At 54.4% G+C, this 23,737-nt stretch carries 18 protein-coding genes; 12 read left to right on the top strand and 6 right to left on the bottom strand.

Annotated features, from left to right (window positions below; all coding sequences use genetic code 11):
- Positions 1-207: 207 nt before the first annotated feature.
- The 3 genes from IEW06_RS01060 to IEW06_RS01050 all read right to left on the bottom strand — a co-directional run bounded on the left by IEW06_RS01060 (position 208) and on the right by IEW06_RS01050 (position 5,393).
- Positions 208-1,017 carry a class I SAM-dependent methyltransferase gene (locus IEW06_RS01060; RefSeq protein ID WP_188547224.1) on the bottom strand — a complete coding sequence of 270 codons (810 nt, stop codon included), beginning with the start codon at positions 1,015-1,017 and terminating at the stop codon, positions 208-210.
- 360 nt (positions 1,018-1,377) lie between these two features.
- A complete protein-coding gene (gene scpA / locus IEW06_RS01055) occupies positions 1,378-3,501 on the bottom strand; it encodes a methylmalonyl-CoA mutase (RefSeq protein WP_188547222.1) in 2,124 nt (707 codons plus the stop codon).
- A gap of 92 nt (positions 3,502-3,593) precedes the next feature.
- Positions 3,594-5,393, bottom strand: coding sequence for a methylmalonyl-CoA mutase family protein (locus tag IEW06_RS01050; protein ID WP_188547220.1), 1,800 nt, complete (start codon positions 5,391-5,393; stop codon positions 3,594-3,596).
- 167 nt (positions 5,394-5,560) lie between these two features.
- Between IEW06_RS01050 and IEW06_RS01045 the strand changes: the two genes are divergently transcribed.
- From IEW06_RS01045 to dnaA, 4 genes are all read left to right on the top strand, one after another.
- On the top strand, positions 5,561-6,787 hold the full coding sequence (locus tag IEW06_RS01045; protein ID WP_188547218.1) for an outer membrane beta-barrel protein: 1,227 nt from the start codon (positions 5,561-5,563) through the stop codon (positions 6,785-6,787).
- 123 nt (positions 6,788-6,910) lie between these two features.
- The gene (locus IEW06_RS01040; RefSeq protein ID WP_187731166.1) at positions 6,911-7,666 is read left to right on the top strand and encodes a 5'-nucleotidase C-terminal domain-containing protein; all 756 of its coding nucleotides are present in this window, start codon (positions 6,911-6,913) and stop codon (positions 7,664-7,666) included.
- Positions 7,667-7,732: 66 nt separating this feature from the next.
- Positions 7,733-8,653, top strand: coding sequence for a bifunctional metallophosphatase/5'-nucleotidase (locus tag IEW06_RS01035; RefSeq protein WP_187731167.1), 921 nt, complete (start codon positions 7,733-7,735; stop codon positions 8,651-8,653).
- 140 nt (positions 8,654-8,793) lie between these two features.
- The gene (gene dnaA / locus IEW06_RS01030; RefSeq protein ID WP_187731168.1) at positions 8,794-10,287 is read left to right on the top strand and encodes a chromosomal replication initiator protein DnaA; all 1,494 of its coding nucleotides are present in this window, start codon (positions 8,794-8,796) and stop codon (positions 10,285-10,287) included.
- A gap of 77 nt (positions 10,288-10,364) precedes the next feature.
- On the opposite strand, the gene IEW06_RS01025 is transcribed toward dnaA, so the two are convergent.
- Positions 10,365-10,853 (bottom strand): hypothetical protein, encoded by a 489-nt coding sequence (locus IEW06_RS01025; protein ID WP_187731169.1) that lies wholly within the window; start codon positions 10,851-10,853, stop codon positions 10,365-10,367.
- Positions 10,854-10,984: 131 nt separating this feature from the next.
- The gene (locus IEW06_RS01020) at positions 10,985-11,410 is read right to left on the bottom strand and encodes an OsmC family peroxiredoxin (RefSeq protein ID WP_166073114.1); all 426 of its coding nucleotides are present in this window, start codon (positions 11,408-11,410) and stop codon (positions 10,985-10,987) included.
- Between the two features lie 279 nt (positions 11,411-11,689).
- On the opposite strand from IEW06_RS01020, the gene IEW06_RS01015 reads away from it, so the two are divergent.
- The 7 genes from IEW06_RS01015 to IEW06_RS00985 all read left to right on the top strand — a co-directional run bounded on the left by IEW06_RS01015 (position 11,690) and on the right by IEW06_RS00985 (position 18,925).
- The gene (locus tag IEW06_RS01015) at positions 11,690-13,180 is read left to right on the top strand and encodes a GH3 family acyl-acid amido synthetase (RefSeq protein WP_188547216.1); all 1,491 of its coding nucleotides are present in this window, start codon (positions 11,690-11,692) and stop codon (positions 13,178-13,180) included.
- A 31-nt stretch (positions 13,181-13,211) separates the two neighbouring features.
- A complete protein-coding gene (locus IEW06_RS01010; RefSeq protein WP_187731170.1) occupies positions 13,212-13,640 on the top strand; it encodes a hypothetical protein in 429 nt (142 codons plus the stop codon).
- A 68-nt stretch (positions 13,641-13,708) separates the two neighbouring features.
- Positions 13,709-14,083 carry a 3-oxoacyl-ACP synthase gene (locus tag IEW06_RS01005; protein ID WP_308421972.1) on the top strand — a complete coding sequence of 125 codons (375 nt, stop codon included), beginning with the start codon at positions 13,709-13,711 and terminating at the stop codon, positions 14,081-14,083.
- 82 nt (positions 14,084-14,165) lie between these two features.
- Positions 14,166-15,329, top strand: a complete 1,164-nt coding sequence (locus IEW06_RS01000; protein WP_188547214.1) for a 1-deoxy-D-xylulose-5-phosphate reductoisomerase — start codon at positions 14,166-14,168, stop codon at positions 15,327-15,329.
- 181 nt (positions 15,330-15,510) lie between these two features.
- Positions 15,511-16,827: an RIP metalloprotease RseP gene (gene rseP / locus IEW06_RS00995; protein WP_188547212.1), complete on the top strand. Its 1,317-nt coding sequence runs from the start codon at positions 15,511-15,513 to the stop codon at positions 16,825-16,827.
- Positions 16,828-16,902: 75 nt separating this feature from the next.
- The gene (locus IEW06_RS00990) at positions 16,903-17,400 is read left to right on the top strand and encodes a DUF6702 family protein (protein WP_188547210.1); all 498 of its coding nucleotides are present in this window, start codon (positions 16,903-16,905) and stop codon (positions 17,398-17,400) included.
- Between the two features lie 94 nt (positions 17,401-17,494).
- Positions 17,495-18,925 (top strand): glycoside hydrolase family 30 protein, encoded by a 1,431-nt coding sequence (locus IEW06_RS00985; protein WP_188547208.1) that lies wholly within the window; start codon positions 17,495-17,497, stop codon positions 18,923-18,925.
- Between the two features lie 21 nt (positions 18,926-18,946).
- Here the strand turns inward: IEW06_RS00985 and IEW06_RS00980 are convergent, their stop codons facing one another.
- On the bottom strand, positions 18,947-20,941 hold the full coding sequence (locus IEW06_RS00980) for an OmpA family protein (protein WP_188547206.1): 1,995 nt from the start codon (positions 20,939-20,941) through the stop codon (positions 18,947-18,949).
- A 319-nt stretch (positions 20,942-21,260) separates the two neighbouring features.
- On the opposite strand from IEW06_RS00980, the gene lon reads away from it, so the two are divergent.
- Positions 21,261-23,720: an endopeptidase La gene (gene lon / locus IEW06_RS00975; protein ID WP_188547204.1), complete on the top strand. Its 2,460-nt coding sequence runs from the start codon at positions 21,261-21,263 to the stop codon at positions 23,718-23,720.
- Positions 23,721-23,737 lie beyond the last annotated feature (17 nt).

Here is a 23,737-nt window from a genome sequence, read left to right as displayed (position 1 = left end):
TCAGTACTGCTATTACTAAAGCTACACCTGTACATAGCACGCTTCCGAGCCTTGGACTATCAAAACTTCAGTACAAGGAAGTCGGCTTAATGAATTTTCTGTGCGTTATTCTGCTAAGTGGAAACCTAACTGAAAAGAGGGCGGGCTTATGCAACAAACTGTTGCATAAGCCCGCCCTCTTTTCAGCAAATAGCTGAGAAAACCAGACTAAGCCGGCTTTGTCAATAAATAAAAGGCATAGCGCCGTCCCAATTTTACCTCCTGCTCAATTTCCAAGGTTACGAGTTGAGGTTCGAAGCCGCAGCTAATAGCGTTTTCCCAAAACTCCTCAATCCGGTAGGTTACCATGTGAGGCAGATTCTGAGCGTAGCCCCAACGATGTGGCTGGCTTATAGGGGTATTATCGGCGTAGCGGATTTGAATAAACGCTTGCCCGCCTGGCCTTAACAGCTTGTAAGCTATGTCCAGCACGCGGGTACCATACGCCTTGGTAGGGAAAATCTCAAAGACGTACGTTGAGAAGAACAGGTCGCAGGGCTCTGTAATTGTGCTGAGGACGGTTTCAGGGGTACCAGCCTCAAACTGAACAGGAACAAAGTTGTGGTAGCCTTCCTGTATTAGTTGCTTCTGGCACTCATTAACACTAGCAGAGGTAATATCAGTGCCATAATAGCGACTCGAGCCGGGAGCGAAGTGCACAGCATTGGCCCCCCCGCCACAGCCCCAGTCGACAATAGTAGCCGGCTGATTATCCACAGTCGCTACGCCAGCCAAGCGACGATACATCTCATAATTATGACGACCCATCTTGAGCCACCGCTCGTCGTCATTGGTAAATATGCCTTTGCCCCGCCAATGAGCATTCCCAGGTATGTACTCACGATCAATGCCTTCCCAGTAATGCTGAGAATCAGCTATCAGTTTATCTTCCGAATCGTACAGATGTAAGTTCTCCCGTACTACACGCTCACTAGTGCGATAAATCCGGGATAAAGTATTTCGTAACTGTGCTTTCATCAAATTGATTGTAAGAAGGTATGCTGAATCGTTGTCAATGCAATTTATGATTTAATATTATTTTAATCCTATAGAAATCGTCATTAACATTTGGATAAACCAAATTAATTAAGAAAACAGATAAGTAAAGCTCGTCAATTGTACTATTTAAGTATCGTGTCAAGTAAAGGCCAAGCAAGCTGAAACCTTATGTTTCAGCTAGGAATGAGCAGCGTAATACGGTTAAACTTACGTATTCGCCGCCAATTTCTATAGCGGGTAACTACTTATAAAATCAATATAGGCTGAGTGTATATTGTGTGTCGCATAAGCCCCGACCGTAGGAAAACCCATAAACAGAGCTTATGCGACACACTACTCTTACTGCTCTTTCAGCTTTTGCAATATTTCTTGCGCTGCAACCGCAATTACCGTTCCCGGTCCATACACACCAGCTACTCCCGCCTCAAAGAGAAACTCATAATCCTGAGCGGGAATCACACCACCAGCAATTACCAGAATATCTGCGCGGTCAAGTTTTTTTAGCTCCTCAATAAGCTGTGGAATAAGGGTCTTGTGGCCCGCCGCTAAACTACTGACGCCTACTACATGCACGTCGTTTTCGGTGGCCTGGCGGGCTACCTCGGCCGGCGTTTGAAACAGGGGGCCAATGTCTACGTCAAAGCCCACATCGGCGAAACTGGTAGCAATGATTTTGGAGCCACGGTCGTGGCCATCCTGGCCCATTTTCGCTACCAGGATGCGCGGCCGCCGGCCTTCCAGCTTGGCGTATTCGTCAGCCATTTCACGGGTGCGCTGAAACTCAGCGTCGTAGTCCAGCTCAGCGGAATACACGCCCGAAATGGCGCGAATAGTAGCCTGATGGCGGCCGTATACTTTCTCCAGCGCATCCGATATTTCACCAAGCGTAGCCCGTATACGGGCAGCTTGTACGGCTAGCTCCAGCAGATTTTCGGCGCCGCTACGAGCCGCCGCGGTTAGCGCTTCTAGCGCAGCTTGAACAGCGTTAGTGTCGCGTTCGGCCTTGATGGTTGCCAGGCGGGCGAGCTGCGCTTCCCGTACGGCGGCATTATCAATGTCGAGCACATCAATTTTGTGCTCTTCGGTAGGGCGGTATTTATTGACGCCCACAATAATTTCCTTCCCTGAGTCGATGCGGGCTTGCTTGCGGGCGGCAGCTTCCTCAATGCGCATTTTAGGCAAGCCGGTCTCAATGGCTTTAGCCATACCGCCCAGCTCCTCCACTTCCTGTATCAACGCCCAGGCTTTGTCGGCGAGCTGGTGGGTGAGGCTTTCCACATAGTAGGAGCCGCCCCAAGGATCCACGACGCGCGTAATGTCAGTTTCATGCTGAAGGTAAAGCTGGGTGTTGCGGGCAATACGCGCGGAAAAGTCGGTGGGCAGGGCAATAGCCTCGTCCAGCGCATTGGTGTGCAGACTTTGCGTACCGCCTAAAGCTGCGGTCAGCGCCTCGATGCAGGTGCGCGCCACGTTGTTGAAAGGGTCCTGCTCCGTAAGAGAATAGCCCGAAGTCTGGCAATGGGTGCGTAAAGCCAATGATTTGGGATTCTGGGGGGCAAATTGCTGCATTAGCTTGGCCCACAACAGCCGCCCGGCGCGCAGCTTGGCAATCTCCATGAAGTGATTCATGCCGATGGCCCAGAAAAACGACAGGCGGGGGGCGAATTGATCGACATCCATACCCACGGCTAGGCCGGCGCGCACATATTCCAGCCCGTCGGCGAGGGTGTAGGCAAGCTCCAGATCGGCGGTGGCACCGGCTTCCTGCATGTGGTAGCCACTGATGCTGATGGAGTTGAAGCGTGGCATGTGCTTAGCCGTATAAGCAAAGATGTCGGCGATGATGCGCATGCTGGGGGCAGGCGGATAGATATAGGTGTTGCGCACCATAAACTCCTTCAGAATGTCATTCTGAATCGTGCCCGCCAGCTTCTCCGGACTCACGCCCTGTTCTTCAGCGGCCACAATATAGAAAGCCATAATCGGGAGCACGGCCCCGTTCATGGTCATCGACACCGACATCTGATCCAGCGGAATTTGGTCGAAAAGAATATTCATATCCTCCACCGAGTCGATGGCGACGCCCGCTTTTCCCACATCGCCCTCCACGCGCGGATGGTCGGAGTCGTAGCCGCGGTGCGTAGCCAGATCAAAGGCGACAGAAAGCCCTTTTTGCCCCCCAGCCAGGTTCCTGCGGTAGAAAGCATTGCTTTCCTCAGCCGTCGAAAAACCCGCGTATTGCCGGATAGTCCACGGGTTTTGCACGTACATGGTAGCGTAGGGGCCGCGCAGATAAGGTGCTACGCCCGCTCCGAAACCCATATGATCGAAGCCGGCCACATCATGGGCCGTATAGTGGCTGCGGAGCGGAATCTGTTCGGGCGTCAGCGTTTCGGTGGGCGCAGCCGGGGCGGGCGGCAACGGCGCTGCATCGTACGGAATCCGGGAAAAGTCAGGCTTCATTGGATGGAGGATAGATTGGGTGGCCTAGGGTATGGAGTTAAAGATTACTCGGAGGTTGATTGCTTCAAAAAGCCGTCTTACAGAAAGCAATCCTATGTTTTTCCCTGAAGCCGGGCGAGGATATCGTCGGTTTTATAGGTATTTACGCTGAGCTCCTGGAAGCCATGACGCTCAACGGCAGCCTGCATGGTTGCCACATCACTGGAGAGCAAAGTAGGCAGATGGATTGACAGGTCGGCCGTATCGGGAGCAGATACTTCCCGGGCCAAGGCGTGGTACTGGTCCACGGTGGCGTACATCAAGGTTACTGTCTCGGGCGTGGAAAAAAGCACCGACAGCGTATCGGCTGCTAGCTCGGGCAGCGGTAGCGAGGTCTGCTCCTCCTGGGGAAGGGTTTTGAGGAAGGACTCCAGAATGGCGCGGTTCGCATCCTGACCCAATAGCACTACCGCCGCCCGCTGATTCTGCTGCAACTGCCGCCGGAAGTGCATTGCCGTTACCAGCCGCAATACTTCCGTAGGATACGCAGCACGGGTGGTATCGAAGCTGCGGCTGCGCAGTAGCTTTTTAGGATCGAACTCAAACTCTTCCTCGGCCTGCGTGAAGCGGTTGCTACCCACGATTACTTGCTCGCCGGTAGCTATGCGGTGAAACTGCTGGCGGCTGACAATGCGCAACTCTTCCAGTACAGTGCCCCAGGCTTTAGGCAAACCGCCTTTGGCTTCTGTGGCCTGAAAAAGCGCCCAAGCCTCGCGGGCTAGGGTGTCGGTGAGCGTTTCGAGATAGTAGGAGCCCGCGGCGGGGTCAAGTACGCGGCCCAACTGAGATTCTTCGCGCAGGATAATGGATAAGTTGCGCGCCAGCCGCTCCGAAAACTCGCTCGGCTCGCGGTACAGGCTGTCGAATGGGGTCACGGTAAGCGAGGTAGCACCACCCAAGACGGCTGCCATGGCCTCCGTCGTGAAACGCAATAAGTTGGTGTGCGGATCAAGGGTAGTTTGCAGCCACGATGAGGTGCTGGTATGAATTCGTAGCGTTGTGGCGAGGCTGGGGGGCAAATCGAAGGCATGAAGCAAGGTCGCCCACAACCGGCGCACGGCGCGCAGCTTCGCAATTTCGAGGAAGTAACTGGTACCTATGGCCAAATGGAGCTGCATGGCCGTAGCCACATCGGCCACGCTCATATCGGCGTTAGGCAGGGCCTGCAGATAAGTTGCCGCCACATTCAACGCATAGCCGATCTGCTGGGTATTGGTGCCTCCCCGATTGCCGAAGAAGCTGGCATCAACTGTCAGCGCCTTAAACTTAGACAGATGCTGGGTCAGCTTTATTACCGTCCGCAGCTCAGACAAGTGGCTGGCAAACTCTGAGTTATGGTGGTGAGTGAGAGGATCCGTTAGTAAAAAGCCCCCCAGCTCGTTACTGGCTGCCAGCAGCCGACCCAGCAGGCTGCTGGGGTGGTGCGGCACCGAATACCCAATAAAAGTGGTTTCAAGCGGGAGGAAACTGTGCAGATAATCAACGTCAAAAGTGCTGGCATCGTCGGTGAAAATAAAATGCACACCGTCGGCTCCACGGTCCAAGCTTATCCGGGCTTGATCCACGGCATCATGCCCGCTGTTCTGGGGCGCCACGCGCACCACTGGTACATTGCGCCAAGCGCGGTCGGGCGCCGCTGGCTCCGGCAGGAGGGGAGAGGGCAAATCGCCTAGCGTTTCCAGCGCCTCCTTGTGGTAAAAAGGCTGTACGTCAAACCCTTCACTGGTGTGCCACAGCAGCGCAGCCGGGTCGGCGCCCTTCAGGTCACGACGGATACGCTCCTGCCAGGCCTCCGTGCTGACGGTTTGAAACTCGGGAAAAGAAACGGGTGCCGGGCGTGGGGTATCGGCCATACGGGAGTGATAAAGAGCCTATGATTCCGGTGAGGAATGCGGGTTAAAGATACCGCATCGGGCTAATAATGGCGAATTGGGCAAGTTGTTTGTACGGCGGCGCGCAGCTTTTGGCTTTGGCCGCTCCTTTAATCTGCGCTTCTTCCTTTCTCCCTTTTATTATTTACATGAACAAATCTTTAGGATTTTTACTGCTTTTATCAACCGTTTCTATGTCAGCGGTTGCCCAATCTGATTTCCGTGTCGGCTATATTGTGCAGTCTGCTGGGGATACGGTCTCTGGCCTTATTGCTTATCAAGGAGCACAGCGCAGTGCATTGTCATGCCGGTTCCGCACTGATGGTCAGGCTGCTGTCGTTGATTATCAGCCGGAGCAGCTACGCGGCTACGGCTTTAAGCAGGGTGCCAAATACATGAGTCAACCTCTACCTGCCGCACCTGCCCGCGCCACCTTTTTGGAAATACTGGCCTTCGGCAAAGTGGCACTGCTAACCAGTGTTGACAGCGACGACCAACGTCACTTCTACGTGAAGAAAGACGCTGCGCCTGTAGTCGAGCTGATTCAAAAAGATACCATTGTCTCTAAATCAAGCCCCAGCGGTGTTCAAAAAGTAAAAGTTCGTTCGTATCCTTTCCGAAGCGTATTAAATTCTACATTGGATGGTTGCCCAGCAGTTCAGGCCCAGCTCGGGCGGGCCGAGTTGGTAGAGTCCCAACTGACGAGGCTAGTAAACAGCTACAATAACTGCGCTACCGGATCTACTGCGCAAGTTGTTGCACCTCGTACCGGCCGCTTCAAAGCGGGTCTGTTGGCAGGAGCCCAACGGGGCGCTTTCACTTTTAATGACGAAGGTGAGGAAAAGTTGAGCTCCACCGTAGGCCCGATTATGGGCTTTGGGTTTGACTTCGCCCCATCACGATTTAATGAAAAGCTGTCGATGCGTGTGGAAGGATTGTACTCAAAGCAGTCAACCGAGCTGCAATACACGCGTCCGGGTAGTGGACCCTTTCTAACTCAGCGGGCTCAGCGTAATCTGGTAGTCGAGGCGACGAGCCTGCACTTGGTTGCGCTTCTGCGCTATGCACGCACTACGGGTGCCATCAGACCATTTATTCAGGTTGGGCCGCAACTTGCGGCTCATATCAAGAGGAATGCCGTTCTGACTACTACCTATGATGTTGCATCGCCACCTGCTCCCAGCAGTCGGGAGATTGAGTTGCGCCCAAGTAACTTCGGCGGAGTGCTGGGTGCCGGCCTGCTTCTGCCCGCAGGCAAGGCGGGTACTTTCCAGCTGGAAGCTCGATTGGATAAGATGGATAGCTTAAGCGAATCCGGAATATTGTCTGGTGCAACTACTACCTCCGTGTTAGTTGGATATACGATAGGCAAATAGCAACTCGGATAGCAAAAGGCGAAGCAGACAATCAAAGTTGTGGAGATGCCGCACCGGGTTTGGGCAAAAGCCCAATGACCAGCGTTATCTTTGCAGTCCGTCTCTTCGCCTTTTGCTGTTTCTATGCATTTTCTCCGCTCCCGTGTCGCCAGCCTCGGTCTGTTACTTGCCGTTGCCGTAACGCCAGCCTGTCAGCGCGCGGCTTACGTGGCCAAGCCCACATTGGCCCCCGCCACGGCCCAGCCCGTAGGCCAGACTTTGCCCCCCGATCCCAAAATAGCGGCTCTCATTGAGCCCTATCAGCAGAAGGTGACGCAGCAGATGGCCGAAGTGATTGGCAATGCGCCGGTGGCGCTCAAAAAGAACCCGGGCGAATCGCCGCTGGCCAACTTTATTGCCGATATTCAGCGGCAGCGGGCCAGCGCCGCTATGGGCAGCCCCATTGATGTGGGTGTAATAACAAATGGCGGCCTGCGCGCCGAGATTCCCGCTGGACCCATCAAGCTGGGGGGCATTTTTGAGCTTATGCCTTTCGAAAATGAGCTGGTGGTATTGGATGTTCCAGGGCCCGTAATGCAGCAGCTGTTCGACTATTCCGCGCGTATCAAAATGGCTATTTCGGGTGCTACCTATACCGTAGGCCCTGATGGAAAAGCCACCAGTATCCTGATCGGGGGAAAGTCGTTTAATCTGGCCGCTACATATACCGTCGCCATCTCCGATTATCTGGCTGGGGGCGGTGATAATATGGTGTTCTTCAAAACCATAAAGCCTCGTGGCACCGGCGTATTGCTGCGCAATGCCATTGCTGACCACATTCGGCAGCTTACCAAAGAAGGCAAGCCCGTGGAGGCCAAAGTAGAGGGCCGGGTGCGCTAACATCCAGCTTTGCACCATCCCGATCCAGTATTCGTTAGCCCAGCAACTTATTAGCACATCAGAAGCATGAATCGTCGCGACTTTCTTAAAAACTCGACCCTTGGCGCCGCTAGCTTGAGCCTGTTGGGAGTGCCAGCCTTGGCCGCCGATACCAAAGGCTCGCGCCTCACTATTCTGCACACCAACGATATGCACTCGCGAATTGAGCCGTTTCCGGAGGGCAGCGGGCAGTTCGCGGGCATGGGGGGCATGGCGCGGCGGGCTACTCTGATTCAGCAAATTCGGGCGCAGGAGCCTAACGTGCTGCTGCTCGACTCGGGCGACGTATTTCAGGGTACGCCCTATTTCAACTTCTTCGAAGGAGAGCTAGAGTTCAAGCTCATGTCGCAGATGGGCTATGATGCCGGCACGCTCGGCAACCACGATTTTGACAATGGGTTAGAGGGTCTGGCCAAGCAGCTGCCGAACGCCAACTTCCCTTTCCTGATTGCCAACTACGATTTCTCCCAAACGCTGCTGGCTGGTCGTTTTCAACCTTATAAGGTGTTCACAAAGGCTGGGCACCGCATCGGCGTGTTCGGTTTAGGCATTGAAATGGCTGGTTTGGTCGCCGATAAAAACTTTGGCAAAACCGTTTATCTCGACCCCATTGCTACGGCTCGTACCACCGTGGCCCGATTGCGCGACACGGAGCGGTGCGATTTGGTTGTCTGCCTGTCGCACTTGGGATATCAGTATAAAAACGAAAAAGTTGATGACCATAAATTAGCTGCGCAGGTAGCTGGCATCGACCTGATTTTGGGCGGTCACACCCATACCTTCCTCGATGCGCCCGTGCCAATCGACGGTCCTAACGGCCATCGGACGTTAATTAATCAGGTCGGTTGGTCCGGAATCAACCTCGGCCGTATAGACTATGAGTTCGAGCGTAAGTCGCGGCGACCTTCAGTGGCGTCCGCTTCGGTAGTACCCGTGCGAACTGCCTGACAAAAGCAAGGAGTCAAGCGTTTTTTTGTGTCCTGACTTTTCCACATTTTTGTCTCCCCCTAAAAAATCGGGGCCCGGCTGCCCCGTGCTCTGACCCCTATTTTCTACCCTGCACCCGTTGCTTTTGCCTTATATTGTTGATGCTGAAGGATTGCCAAACCGTATGGGCTAACTGTCTTCGCGTCATCAAGGCAAACATTGGTGAGCAGAGCTTCCGCACCTGGTTCGAACCCATCGTGCCGGTGCAGCTCCATCATAATGTCCTGATTATTCAGGTGCCCAGCCAGTTCTTTTATGAATGGTTGGAGGAGCATTATGTGGATGTGCTTAAGAAAAGTATCTACCAGGAGCTTGGCCACGAAGGGCGCCTGGAGTACAGCATTGTCGTTGATCAGGGCAATGGCCAGTCGAAGCCACGCACGGTAAATATTCCGACGGCGCGCAAGGCAGCTTATCCTACGCCCGGCAATAACAGCGTGGCCCAGGTAGCCGCCAGTGCGCAAACGGCATCGGCCCGCAATGTAGCTGCCGCGGCCAGCGCGCCTGCCAATCCGGACACGCTACGAAACCCATTTGAGGCCGCAAAGGGCATCGACCGTAACTACCTGAAGTCGCAGCTCAACCATACGTATTCCTTCGAGAACTACATTGAGGGCGATTGTAACCGCCTGGCCCGCTCAGCAGGTTTGGCCGTAGCCAATAAGCCGGGTACAACCAGCTTCAATCCGCTGATGATTTATGGCGGCGTGGGTTTGGGTAAAACGCACTTGGTGCAAGCCATCGGCAACCACATCAAGGCCACTACGCCCGATAAGTTCGTGCTCTACGTGTCGGCGGAAAAGTTTACAAATCAGTTTATCGAGAGCCTGCGCAACAATGGCGTGCAGGACTTTGCCAACTTCTATCTGTTGGTCGATACCCTGATTCTGGACGATGTGCAGTTTTTGTCGGGTAAGGATAAAACCCAGGAGATGTTCTTCCACATCTTCAACCACCTGCACCAAGCCGGCCGTCAGATTGTAATGACGTCCGACCGGCCTCCGCGCGACCTTAACGGTTTGGAAGATCGGCTTTTGTCTCGCTTTAAGTGGGGGCTTACGGCCGACTTGCAGAGCCCGGACTTTGAAACACGCATGGCCATTATTCAGAACAAAATGCAGCAGGATGGTATCGACATCCCGCCGCAGGTTGTGGAATATCTGGCGCACTCCGTGAATACCAACGTGCGCGAGCTAGAAGGCGTGCTCATTTCGCTGGTGGCCCAAAGTAGCCTCAATCGCCGGGAGATTGACCTGGAAATGGCCAAGCAGGCATTGCGGCACATTATTGAAGAAGTAGAAGCTGAGGTTAACCTCGATTTCATCCAGAAAACGGTAGCTGAATACTTCAGCATTCCAGTTGATTTGCTGAAAGCCAAAACCCGCAAAAAAGAAGTCGTAACAGCGCGACAGGTAGCTATGTATTTTGCCAAGGAGCACACTAGCCACTCCCTCAAAAGCATCGGCCACAACTTCGGTGGCCGCGACCATAGCACCGTTATTCACTCTGTGCAAACAGTATCGGACTTGATTGATAGCGACAAGAGCTTCCGCAGCACCATTGCGGAGCTGCGCAAGAAATTCGCTGGCAAGTAAACCTGAGCTTTAATTCCAGTCACAAAAAAGCCCCCCAGATAGCGTCTGGGGGGGCATTTTTGATTTATTACAAATGGCTAGGCATTTGGCTGCGTCTCGCGCAGCGGTACCTGGTGCTGCTGGGCAAAGGTGCGGACCTGGTCGCGGAGGGTGCGTCTGCGGCGCACACCTCTTACTTCGCGCATGCTCAGATTGTACTGGTCGCCGGCTTTGAGCTTGATGCGGAGTTGCTGAGCCACAAAATCCAGACTAGCAATATCTTCCGCGGCAAAAGCCTGCTTAGCCCGAAACAAACCACCCTTGTGCACAATGTAGCCGGGCGTAAATTCCAAGTAGCTCTGCGTACCGAATATGGGTGCGTTATGCACCAGCACGTAGCCCAGATACACGAAGCTAAACACCAGAAATACCCAGTGCAGGAAGTGATAATCGTTTACGCCATCATCCGACGACATAGAAAACAAGGTGTAGGCAATCCAGAAGCAGGCAATGAGCACCTGGCCCCAAAACGGAACGCGCGAGGTATTGGCTGGTTGCAGACGAATACGGGTAGAAGTAGCGGGCATATAAAGAACAGATAATTCGGCAAAAAGCAAAGTAAGCTAAAAACCGGTAAGGCTGGGGGCTTTACCGGTTTTTAGTTGCTTCATAATCGGCATCGGCTGCATTAGCCAACGGGCACTGTCGCCGCCCGATATTACTTGAGGCTGGCGCTCAACGTCATTTCGGGCACAGCTTGTAAGAGCTGCGAAATGGGGCAATTTAGCTTGGCGTCTTCGGCGTGCTTCTGAAAGTCTTCGGGCGAGATGCCGGTTACCTGCCCTTCCGTTGTGACGTGAATCTTGGTGACTTTGGGCTTACCATCCACTGTGTCCATGGTCACTTTCGATTCAGTGTTGAGCTGCTGCACCTGCGCGCCGGCCTTGCTGAGCTGAATGGCTAAGAACATGGTGTAGCAACCCGCGTGCGCCGCGCCCACCAGCTCTTCCGGATTGGTGCCCTGCTTGCCTTCGAAGCGGCTACCCACCGAATAGGGTGCGTTTAGAGCACCACTTTGGGTGGTGAGAGTGCCGCTGCCTTTTTGGTCGCCGTTCCATACGGCTTTGCCTGCATGATCTGCCATAATAAGATGAGTAAGGGATGAAAAATAGGTTGTACTATCTACCAACCCATAAAATACGTGTTGGGTTGTGGTTGCGCCGGATTTTGAATAACCGGGGGGCAATTTGCAACAACATCAACGGATACTGCCGCGTTAGGCACTGGTGTGGGTGTTTTGGGTAAATTAATCCGGTAATTTGCCCTTGCATTACTACATACGCTATAAAAACTCGTACGTATTTGTCGGTACGACGTGCTGACTTCGCTTGCGCAGTTATTTCATACTTTTTTTCATTTGTTTATGGCCCTCAAGGCCGCTTTCAGCCGTCCACTCGCTGCTCTTCTGCACCATCGCTATCAGCAGTGGCTGCGCCGTCCGGTAGCTACGCAGAAAAGCGTGTTAGCAAGCTTAATTAGCCAAGCGCACGCTACTGCATTCGGCCGCGACCACGACCTTGCCAGTATCAGCGGCCCCACTGACCTGGTTCGCCAGATACCCGTGCGCGACTACGAAGCGCTCACTCCCTACTTTAAGCGAGTGCAGGAAGGCGAGGCCAACGTGCTGTGGCCCGGCCGGCCGCTGTATCTGGCCAAAACCAGCGGCACTACTTCGGGCACCAAGTATATTCCGATTACCAGCGCCAGCATTCCCAATCATATAAACGGTGCCCGCGATGCGCTGCTTACGTATGTGCACCACACCGGCAAAGCGCAGTTTCTGGACGGAAAGCTGATGTTTCTATCCGGCAGTCCGGAGCTGAGTATTGTCAACGGAATCCGGACGGGGCGCTTATCAGGCATCGTCAATCACCATGTGCCCGCTTACCTGCGCCGCAGCCAGCTGCCCAGCTACACCACCAACTGCATTGAAGATTGGGAGCAAAAGCTCGACCGTATTGTAGACGAGACGGTCGATCAGCCGATGAGCCTGATTTCGGGGATTCCGCCGTGGGTGCAGATGTATTTTGACCGCCTTGTGCAGCGCACGGGCCGACCTGTTAAGGATATTTTCCCGGATTTCAACCTCTTTGTGTACGGTGGCGTCAACTTCGAGCCCTACCGCGCCAAGCTGTTTGAAACCATCGGCCGCCCCGTGGATAGCATCGAGCTTTTTCCGGCTTCCGAAGGGTTTTTAGCTTTTCAGGACGAGCCCGGCAACCCCGGCCTGCTGCTGCTGCTCGATGCGGGTATCTTCTTCGAGTTCATCCCCGCCGAGCGCTTCTTCGAGCCCAACCCACCTCGCCTTACCATCGCCGATGTGGAGCTGGACAAGCAGTACGCGTTGGTGCTCAACTCCAATGCCGGCCTGTGGGGCTACAGCATCGGCGATACGGTGCGCTTTGTGAGCCTTTCGCCCCACCGTGTAGTAGTGACCGGGCGCATCAAGCATTTTCTGTCGGCCTTCGGCGAACACGTCATTGGCGAAGAGGTAGAGCAAACTCTGCGCGAAGTCATGGCGCAGTTTCCGGAGGTGGAAGTGGTCGAGTTCACCGTCGCGCCTCGCGTAAGCACCACACCCACTGAGCCTTCCCAGCACGAGTGGCTGATGGAGTTTGCCCGCCCGCCCCAAGATACTGCTGCTTTCGCGGCTGCTTTAGATTCTGGCCTGCGCCGCCGCAATACATATTATGATGACCTGCTGGGGGGCAATATTCTAGCCCCGCTCCGGCTTACAAGCTTACCGCAAGGAGCATTTCAACGGTATATGAAGAGCTTAGGGAAGCTTGGGGGGCAAAATAAGGTACCGCGACTGAGCAATGACCGGACGGTAGCGGATGGGTTGTTACAGTAGGTAAAATCTTTGCTATAGATGCTCATATTTAATGGGTGATGATTCAATAGTAATCTCTGCAAGTAATCATTGCGACGATTACTGCACATTTGATCTGACCGTTTCTACAAGCTGGGTTCGTCAGTCGATAAGCTTTTTGGGGTACACAGATACCTTTGAAGATTTTGGTAAGTCATTGATGAACTTCCCGAATAATACTGCGCATGAAGTATGGTTTCAAGAGGGGAAGGATGAAGGCTATGGCCCGTGGTATTTATCAGTTAAGGCTTACTGTTACAATGACCAAGGACACACCGCTCTGCATATAATTATTGATAATCAAGAACCTTTGCCCAAAAAATGCAGAGTTGAATTTTCTATTCTAGCAGAAGCGGCTTCGATAAATAATTTAGGGTGTAGCCTATTTAATTGGGAAATAAAGCAGCAACAAACCATTGAATGGAAAGCGCAAACCAGCTAATTAAACCTCGTCTCCATGCCGCCTGCCTCGTTTACGTTCAAGAGCGCATAGCTGCCGCCACTCAAGCCATGCAAGCCGCTCAGGAATCGGCTAACTCCGAAACCAAGAGCAGCGCCGGCGACAAGTACGAAACCGGCCGCGCCATGGCCCAGGAGGAGCGCAACCGTAACGCCGTGCAGCTCCGTGAAGCCCAGAACCTGCAAGCCGAACTAGCGCGTATCAACCCTGAGCAAGTCTGCGACACGGTGCGGCCCGGCGCGCTGGTCGAAACGAGTATGGGGGGCTTTTTTATCAGTATCAGTGCCGGTAAGCTTACCGTGGATTGCAAAGATTACTTTGCTGTATCGGCGGCGGCGCCAGTGGCAATGGCGCTGAGTGGGAAGCGGGCAGGGGAGGAAGCAGTGTTCAATGGCAAAGCGGTACGAATTATTAAGGTGCAGTAAGAAGCTGCCTCATGCGCTCGAAAATCTAGCGCATGAGGTTGCAGGCTTATCTTACCTTTGTTGACGCACGTCACTGCCTAGCATGTCCCACCCACCCAAACGTCTCACCTTACTCGGCTCTACTGGCTCCATCGGCACCCAAGCTTTGGACGTAGTGCGCTCCCAGCCGGGCCGGTTTACAATCTCAGCGCTTTCGGCCCATTCCAATGCCGGTTTATTGATTCAGCAGGCGCTGGAGTTTCGGCCGGCCGCCGTGGTTATTGGCGACGAGAAGCATTACGAAACCGTTAAAAGCGCGCTGGCCGGGCAGCCTACGGAAGTGCTGGCCGGAACTGCCGCCCTGGCCGACATAGCCGGCCGGCCCGATACCGACATTGTACTTACAGCGATGGTGGGCTACGCTGGATTGCTACCCACCGTGCGCGCCATTCAGGCCGGCAAAACTATTGCCTTGGCCAACAAAGAGACCCTGGTAGTAGCTGGGCAGCTCATCACGCGCTTGGTTAAGGAGCACGGTGTGGGCCTCTACCCCGTGGATTCCGAGCACTCGGCCATTTTTCAGTGCCTGGTAGGAGAGGAGCAAAACCCGATTGAGAAGATTATTCTCACGGCTTCTGGGGGGCCTTTTCGGGGGCGTAGTATGCAGGAGCTGGCTACGGTAACCAAGGCCCAGGCGCTCAAGCACCCCAACTGGGACATGGGGGCCAAAATCACCATCGACTCCGCTTCGCTGATGAATAAAGGCCTTGAGGTGATTGAGGCGAAATGGCTGTTTGGCCTGCGCGACGATCAGATTGAGGTAGTTGTGCACCCACAAAGCATCATCCATTCCTTGGTGCAGTTTGAAGACGGCTCCCTAAAAGCCCAGCTTGGCCTGCCCGATATGAAATTGCCCATCCAATACGCCTTGGGCTACCCTGAGCGTTTACCGAGCAAATACCCGCGCTTTTCCTTTATCGATTATCCCCAACTTACCTTCGAGCAACCCGACCAGAGCACTTTCCGCAACCTGCCGCTGGCCTTCGAAGCCATGCGCCGGGGCGGAAATGCCCCCTGTATTCTCAACGCCGCCAACGAAGTAGCCGTAGCTGCTTTCCTGCGCGACGGCATCGGTTTTCTGCAAATGCCCGACCTCGTGGAAAGCTGCCTGTCGAAGGTTTCGTACCTTGCCGAGCCGGCGCTGGACGACTACGTGCAAACCGACCAGGAAACGCGCCGCATGGCGCAGGAATTTTTAAAACATTAACCCAAAACCTGTGTCCTTCTAAGTACAGCCGCGCGGAACGAAGCACCGCTACCGCTTCGTTGCAGTGCCACCGGATTACCGCTCGCGTTGCGATGCTGACTTGCGCTTATCTACAGTCTGTAAACCAGACGATAAGCAGCGCAGACCACCGATTTTCTTAACTCTGTAAAAACAAAAAGCTTTGGATATTCTGATAATGGCCGGGCAGCTCATCTTGGGGCTGACTATTCTGGTGGGTGTGCACGAAATGGGGCATATGCTAACGGCCAAATGGTTTGGAATGCGGGTAGAGAAATTCGCTATTGGCTTTCCACCGAAATTATTCGGCAAAAAATTTGGCGAAACTGAGTACATGATTGGCGCCGTGCCGCTGGGGGGCTTTGTCAAAATCACCGGTATGATCGACGAGTCGCTCGACACAGAAGCGATGAGCCAGGAGCCACAACCGTATGAGTTTCGGGCCAAGCCAGCCTGGCAGCGCCTTATTGTGATGCTGGGGGGCATTATCGTGAACGTGCTCACTGGTATTCTCATCTTCACCATTCTGACGGCCAAGTACGGGCAGAGCTATCTGCCGGCCTCGGAAGTGCGCTTCGGTGTGGTACCCAGCAAGTTGGGCGAAGAAATAGGGTTCCGCAAAGGCGACAAGATTGTAAAAATCAACGGCCGCCCCTTCGAGCAGTTCGACGATGTGTATGACCCGGAGGTGGTGATGGGCAACCAGAGCTACTACACCGTGGAGCGCAACGGCCAATTACTCGACATCAAGCTGCCCGGCGACTTCATGGACCGCTTGGCTGATAACCAAAACGATCCGGCCCGCTTCGTGGAGCCCCTCAATCCGTTTGAGGTAGGTGAAGTGGTAGCAGGCCGCGCCGCCGCCAAAGCAGGCCTACAGGCCGGAGACCGTATCCTGCGCGTTGGAGACCGGGAAATCAACTTTTTCCCTGAGCTACAGCAAGCCCTAAAAGACAACGCTGGTAAGGCTACCGCCTTGCTCGTGCAGCGCAATAGCCAGCCAATCACCCTTACCGCTAACGTGGAGGAAGAAGGAACTCTCGGCTTCCTACCTAAGTCTTTGCTCCAATACTCGACCAAGGATTACAATTTCATTGAAGCCATTCCGGCCGGTGCTTCGCAGGCTTTCGGCATTGTGAGCAACCAAGTGCAGGCATTCGGTAAAATCTTCCGAGGTGAGGCATCGGCTAGTAAGTCGCTAGGTGGCCCGATGGCTATTGCCCAAACCTACGGCGGCACCTTCAACTGGATCAAGTTCTGGACCCTGACCGGCATGCTGTCCATGGTGCTGGCCTTCATGAACCTGCTCCCCATTCCGGCCCTCGACGGCGGCCACGTCATGTTCCTGACCTACGAGATGGTGTCGGGCCGCAAGCCTTCCGACAAGTTTCTGGAGAACTCGCAGAAGGTAGGTATGGCATTGCTGCTGAGCTTGATGGTGTTCGTTATCTTCAACGACCTGTTCAAAACGCTGTTTTAGAACTTATTTGTCTTGTTTTTACCTAGATAGAACGAAGGCCGCCTTCGTTCTATTTTTGTTTGCAACTTCCTGATTATGCGTCATCTGCTTGTTTTCTGCGCTTTGTGTCTGCTTAGCTTCGCTGCCATGGCGCATGCCTACCATGCCAGCATCATGGACGTGCAGTACAACCCCAAAAAGCAGCAGCTGGAAGTAGCGCTGAAAGTGTTTACCGATGATTTTGAGAAAGCCTTGAGCGCCGGCCAGCCCAACTCGGTCACGTTCGATAAGCTTACCACGGCTCAGGTTTCCAGCCTGACCACAGCGTTGCTGCAGCGTTCGGTGGCTTTCGGTACCAAGCCCGGCGAAGCCCTACCGCTCCGATTCGTTGGTATTGAAAAGGATAAGGACGCGCACTGGGTGTATTTCTCCGTAAAAATGCCCCCCAGGCCTGCCACTACCATCTATCTGCGCCACCGCCTGCTACTGGATACCTTTCAGGATCAGATGAATATCGTGAACCTGGAAGGCGGTGGCAAAAAGCAAAGTGCTCTGTTTCGCGCTGGCAACGACGAGCAGCAGCTGAGTTTTTAGTCTGGGTTACTCGCTTGGAGTAGGGACAGTAGCGAACAAACGTAGTTTTTGGCTAGTAGATAGTCCAGCTAGTTATTTACTACTTTCACCGCCTATGCGTTCTTCCTTAACTCTGATTCTATTCAGTGCCAGCCTTCTGCTGACACTAGCTGTTGGCTGCGGTGCCTTGACAGGCGCGAAAGGCGGCCGCGCCACTACCAGCTCCATGCAGGTATGGCTGACCAATCCGGCCCAGCTGGAGCGATTTGCCCCCCAGCCTACTTTGCAAGCCGGAACCCCGCCCGCTCCCGACGTTCCCATCATTACTATCGATGAGCAGCAGCGCTTCCAAACCATGGACGGCTTTGGTTATACGCTCACGGGCGGGAGCGCCATGCTGTTACACAAAATGTCACCTGATGCCCGAGCTAAGCTTTTGCGCGAGTTGTTCGGCACGGAGGGCAACGCAATCGGTATAAGCTACCTGCGCCTGAGCATTGGCGCTTCCGACCTCGACGACCGGGTGTTTTCCTACAATGATTTGCCCCCCAGCGAGACGGATCCGACGCTGGCGCGCTTCAGTTTAGCCCCCGATCAAGAGCACCTGATTCCGGTGCTGAAAGAGATTCTGGCTATCAGTCCTCGTATGAAGCTGCTTGGCTCGCCTTGGTCGCCGCCAACCTGGATGAAAACCAACGGCGACTCCAAGGGTGGCAGCCTCAAGCCGGAGTGGTATGATGCCTACGCGCGCTACTTTGTGAAATACGTGCAGGGCTACGCGGCGGAAGACATTCGCATTGAGGCCATTACGGTGCAGAACGAGCCGCTTCACCCTGGCAATAACCCCAGTTTGCTGATGCTGCCCGAGCAACAAGCCAGCTTCATCAAGAACCATCTGGGCCCGGCCTTTAAAGCGGCGAAGCTGGATACCAAAATCATCATCTACGACCACAACGCCGACAAGCCGGAGTACCCGATTACCGTTCTCAGCGACCCGGAAGCCCGTGCTTACATCGATGGCTCGGCATTTCACCTGTATGGGGGGCAAATTGAGGCGCTCAGCAAAGTGCACGAGGCTTTTCCCGACAAGCACGTGTATTTCACGGAGCAGTGGGTGGGCTCCAAAACCAAGTTTGCCGATAACTTCGGCTGGCACATCAAAAACCTCGTCATCGGGGCACCGCGCAACTGGGCGCGTACCGTTCTTGAGTGGAACGTAGCCGCCGACTCCCAGCAAAATCCGCACACGCCCGGTGGCTGCACGGAGTGCCGGGGGGCAATTACCATCGATGGTGATTCGGTGCGGCGCGAAGATGCGTATTACATCATTGCCCACGCCAGCAAATTCGTGCTGCCCGGTTCAGTGCGCGTCGCCTCCACTGAAGCGGCGGGCTTGCCGAATGTGGCTTTTCGCACGCCTGCTGGCCGTCTCGTCGTTATTGTATTGAACGAGAGTAGTGAGCCCAAAACCTTTGGTATCCGCCGTGGGCAGCAAACCGTGAGTCATACGCTGCCGGCCGGGGCAGCTGCCACGTATGTGTGGTAGCTCTGCTTATGAGGCAATCAGCTACCAGCCCGCTCCGGCGTCTTTATCCTCCTCAGGCTTAATCAGCCGGAATTCCACTCGGCGATTGAACCGACTGTCCTCTTCGGTTTTTTCCTCGCGCAAGGGCTGCGTGCTGCCATAACCTGTATTGTCGATGCGGTTAGGTTTCAGCTTGCCCTTCTGCTCAATATAATTCCGAATGGCCTGGGCGCGGTCCTGCGAGAGGGCCACATTCACATCAGGGTCGCCGCTGGAGTCGGTGTGGCCCGAGATGCTCAGCCGGAACGTGGGATGATCAACCATGTACAATGCAATCTGGTCCAGCGTCTTATGCATGGAGGGGAGGATAGCAGATTTGCCCTGGTCGAACTCAATATTGCGGAAAATCAGGGGCAGGCGGTAGTCAATCGAATTGGTGAGCAGGCGCATCAAGGTGTCACCTTTCAACTCAAATTGCTTTTCCACGCTGAAGAAGTCCGGGCTTTGAATTAGCATTACATAGCGCGAGCCTTCAATCAAATCGAAGTCAAACGAGCCATCGGGGCGCAGGTATTTACTGGCTACCTCAATGCCGTTATCCGTATCAATAATGCTGACAATGCCTCCCAGCGGCTTTTTAGTTACCGAATCAGCCAGCACGCCTTCTACGTGGGTGGTGGCCAGCGGCTGGGCCTCCATCGGAAGCGGGAAGGAGTAGAGGTCGAGGTTCTTGAGGTCTTTTATCTCCGAGCGGGCATAGTACAGGTTCTTGGAGTCGCCATCGATGGTGAAGTAATACTCCGAGCCTTTTCCGTTTACCAATGGGCCCACGTTGCGCGGCTCCTGCCAGCGGCCCTGCACGCGGTAGCTCTTGTAGATATCGAAGTCGCCGTAGTTCAATAATTGCCCCCTGGAGCTGAAATACAGCACGTTATACATAGGATGGTAAAACGGGCTGACCTCACTTTCACGCGTGTTTACTACTGGCCCCAGGTTCTGGGCTTTGCCCCACTGCCCATTCTTTTGCCTGGCTGTAAACCAGATATCCGATAAGCCAAAGCCCCCCAGCCGGTCAGAAGCGAAGTAAAGCGTGTCCTCTCCTCTCGACAACGTAGGCTGCGAATCCCAGGCCGTTGAGTTCACATTGGCCCCCAGGCTCTTGGGCACCGACCATTGCCCATCCTGAAAGGTCGACTGGAATAAGTCGCAGTTGCCGTGGCAATTCGGGCACTCGCAACGGGCAAAGTAAATGGTGCGGCCATCCTTGGTTATGCAAGCCGAGCCCTCGTTGTAAGGCGAATTGATAGGCTTTGGCAGCGGCTCGGCGTCGGTCCAATAGTCGCCTTCCTTCCGCGACGTGTATAAGTCCTCATCAACCACGGGAGTGGTAATGCCGCGGGTTTTGCGCTTGGAGGAGAAAATAAACAAGCCCGCTTCCGAGTTCAGCGTTGGGCCATAGTCTTCTACCTCCGAGTTGATCCCATCGCCCATGCTCGTGTATACACCTTTGGGCGGATGAAACGTGACGATGTTTTTACGGTATTCAACTATGTCGTAATAGGTTTTGAGGGGCACGTACAAATCCTGGGTTTTCTGTTCCAGTGAGTCGTAGTAGAGTTGAATTTTGGTGATATCCTGCCGATGATGCTTGAGAGCCAGACGGTAGTATGCTTTGGCACGCGCCTCATCGCCGGTGCGCTCGCAAAGTTGGGCCAAGCGCCAAAGCATCGGGGTGTCCTTGGTAAAGTTCTGGATGCCAAACTGATGAACGTAGGCTTCCAGCAGCTTGCGGGCCTGCGTCCAGTTCTTGCGTTTCTCCGCGCGCTGAATTTCTTTGAGCGCTTTCTTGTCCTGATAGTAGGCTACCCGATTTATGTTAGGAAAGCTGGGTGTAGCATCGGGCCGTAAGCGCAACTGGGGGGCTTTTTTGCCCGTAAGCGGCCGCACCTGCAAAGGCTTGTCCGTGGGCTGCTGCGCGTACGTAGCCGGAGCGGCTAAAAACCAAAGCAGTAAAACCAGACCCGATAAGCGATGCATACGACGTTTTTTGAACTTAAATAGCCGCTACAATTGCCGCGCCAGAGACCAAAAATAGAAGTTTTTCAATGCAAGTGCTAAGCTTATTATCTGCCTGATTGGCTCGCTGCTTACCGGTATTTATGCCGATTTGTCGGCGCGGCATTCGTGGGCTTTAGTGGCATAGCACTTGTCAAAGCCGTACCTTCGGACTACCGTTGTCCCTGGGGAGCTACGGAGCGCTGCAATTATGTCATTCTGGCGCCGCCAGCCTTTCCCCGATTGTATTATTATGAGTGAAAACCGCAATTCGCGCCGTCCCAAATCATCCGTTTTACTAATGGCTGAAGATCCCGCCGAGATGGTGTCCATCATTGCCACTGACCCCGATCAGACACTTTCGGGGCAGGACGCGCCCGAGGTGTTGCCCTTGTTGCCCGTGCGCAATACAGTGCTGTTCCCGGGCGTAGTTTTGCCCGTCACCGTGACGCGCAAAAAGAGCATACGCCTGGTGCGCAAGGCGTATCGTGGAAATAAAATTGTGGGTGTACTGGCCCAGAAGAATACCCAAAGCGACGATCCAACGCTCGCTGATCTGTATGAAGTGGGCACCATGGCCCGTATTCTAAAGCTCTTGGTGCTGCCCGATGGCAACACCACCATCATCATCCAAGGCCAAAGCCGCTTTAAAGTCGAGGAAGAGCAGCAAGACAGCCCGTATCTGACAGCGCGCGTCAGCTATTTTCCCGAAACGTTTCCCAGCAAGACTACCAAAGAGGTGAAAGGCTTGGTGGCGTCATTGAAAGATGCGGCTGCCAAAATGCTCAAACTCAACCCCGAGATTCCGCAGGAAGCTCAGGTTGCGCTGGATAACATCGAGTCCCCGGCTTTTCTGACCCATTTTCTGTCCTCGAATATCAACGTAGAGGTAGGGTTGAAGCAGAAGCTGCTGGAAATCAACGATGGGGTGGAGCGAGGCACCCGCCTGCTGGAAATGATGCTGAAAGAGATTCAGCTGCTGGAAATCAAGCACGAAATTCAGAGCAAGGTTCACACTGATATTGACCAGCAGCAGCGCGACTATTTCCTGCGTCAGCAAATCAAAGTGCTTCAGGACGAGCTTGGCTTCGATGGCCCTGACCAGGAGCTGGACAAGCTGCGTGCCCGCGCCAAGGATAAAAAATGGCCCCCAGCCGTGGCCAAGCACTTCACCAAGGAAGTGGACAAGCTGAGCCGCGTGAATCCGGCGGCGGCCGAGTACCCGATGAGCGTAAACTACGTGGAGTTTCTGCTTGATTTACCCTGGTCGGAGTACACGAAGGATAACTTCAACCTGACGCGCACCCGCAAAATTCTGGACCAGGACCATTATGGCCTGGAAAAGGTAAAAGACCGCATCATCGAGTATCTGGCGGTGCTGAAGCTCAAGCAGGATATGAAGGCGCCGATTCTGTGCCTGTATGGTCCTCCCGGTGTGGGCAAAACCTCTTTGGGCCGCTCAGTAGCCAAGGCGCTCGGCCGCAAATATGTGCGAATGAGCTTGGGTGGCGTGCGCGACGAGGCCGAGATTCGCGGGCACCGCAAAACCTATGTGGGCGCCATGCCGGGCCGCCTTATCTCCCAAATCAAAAAGGCTGGCGCCTCGAATCCGGTTATTATACTGGATGAGATTGACAAGGTCGGCGCTGACTTCCGTGGCGACCCGCAGTCGGCACTGCTGGAGGTGCTCGATCCGGAGCAGAACTCAACCTTCACCGACAACTATCTGGAGGTGGAGTACGACCTGTCGAAGGTGCTGTTCATTGCTACGGCTAACGCTCTAGACACCATTCATCCGGCCCTGCGCGACCGGATGGAAATCATTGACCTGACCGGCTACACGCTGGAGGAAAAAACCCAGATTGCCAAAAAGCATCTCTGGCCGAAAGTACTCCACGAAAATGGCCTTACCCCGAAAGACGTGAGCATCACGCAACCCGCGTTGCAGCGCGTAATCGACGATTATACCCGCGAGTCGGGGGTGCGTGGCCTGGAGCGCAAGCTTGGATCGGTAGCTCGTAACATTGCCAAAAGCAAAGCCTTAAAAGAGCCGCATGTGGCGGTGCTGGAGCCGAAAGACATCAGCCGCATTCTCGGCGCCGCTACATTCGACCGGGACTTGTATCAGGATAACGAAACGGCCGGCGTCGTGACGGGCTTGGCCTGGACGTCGGTGGGGGGCGATATTCTCTTTATCGAAAGCCTGCTGAGTCGGGGGCGGGGCAAAGTGACGCTTTCCGGCCAATTGGGCGATGTGATGAAGGAATCGGCCGTTACTGCTTTGTCGTATTTGCGCAGCCGCGCCGACTCGCTGGGAATCGACCATCGGTTGTTTGATCAATATGATCTGCACATTCACTTTCCGGAAGGTGCCGTGCCGAAAGATGGCCCCAGCGCGGGTATTGCCATTTTCACCAGCATCGCCTCCGTGTTTACGCAGCGCAAAATCCGTTCGCACTTGGCCATGACGGGCGAGATTACCCTGCGCGGCAAAGTGCTGCCGGTGGGCGGAATCAAGGAAAAGATTCTGGCTGCCAAGCGCGCCGGCATCCGCGATGTAATCCTCTGCGATAAGAACCGTAAAGACATTCAGGAGATTTCGGCCGAGTATCTCAAGGACCTGACGATTCATTATGCCGCCCGCGTGGATGATGTGCTGAAAGTGGCGTTGCTGGATGAGCTGGTGGCTAATCCAATTAAACTCACCGTGCGCGACGAGCCTACGCCAGCGCTATATGGCCCGAGCGTAGAAGTATCGTAAGGAAGCAGGAAGATCAG

The organism is Hymenobacter qilianensis (assembly GCF_014638675.1).
Taxonomy (GTDB): Bacteria; Bacteroidota; Bacteroidia; order Cytophagales; family Hymenobacteraceae; genus Hymenobacter; species Hymenobacter qilianensis.
Note: the sequence above shows the minus strand (reverse complement) of the source record. Positions and strands in the feature narration are given on the sequence as shown.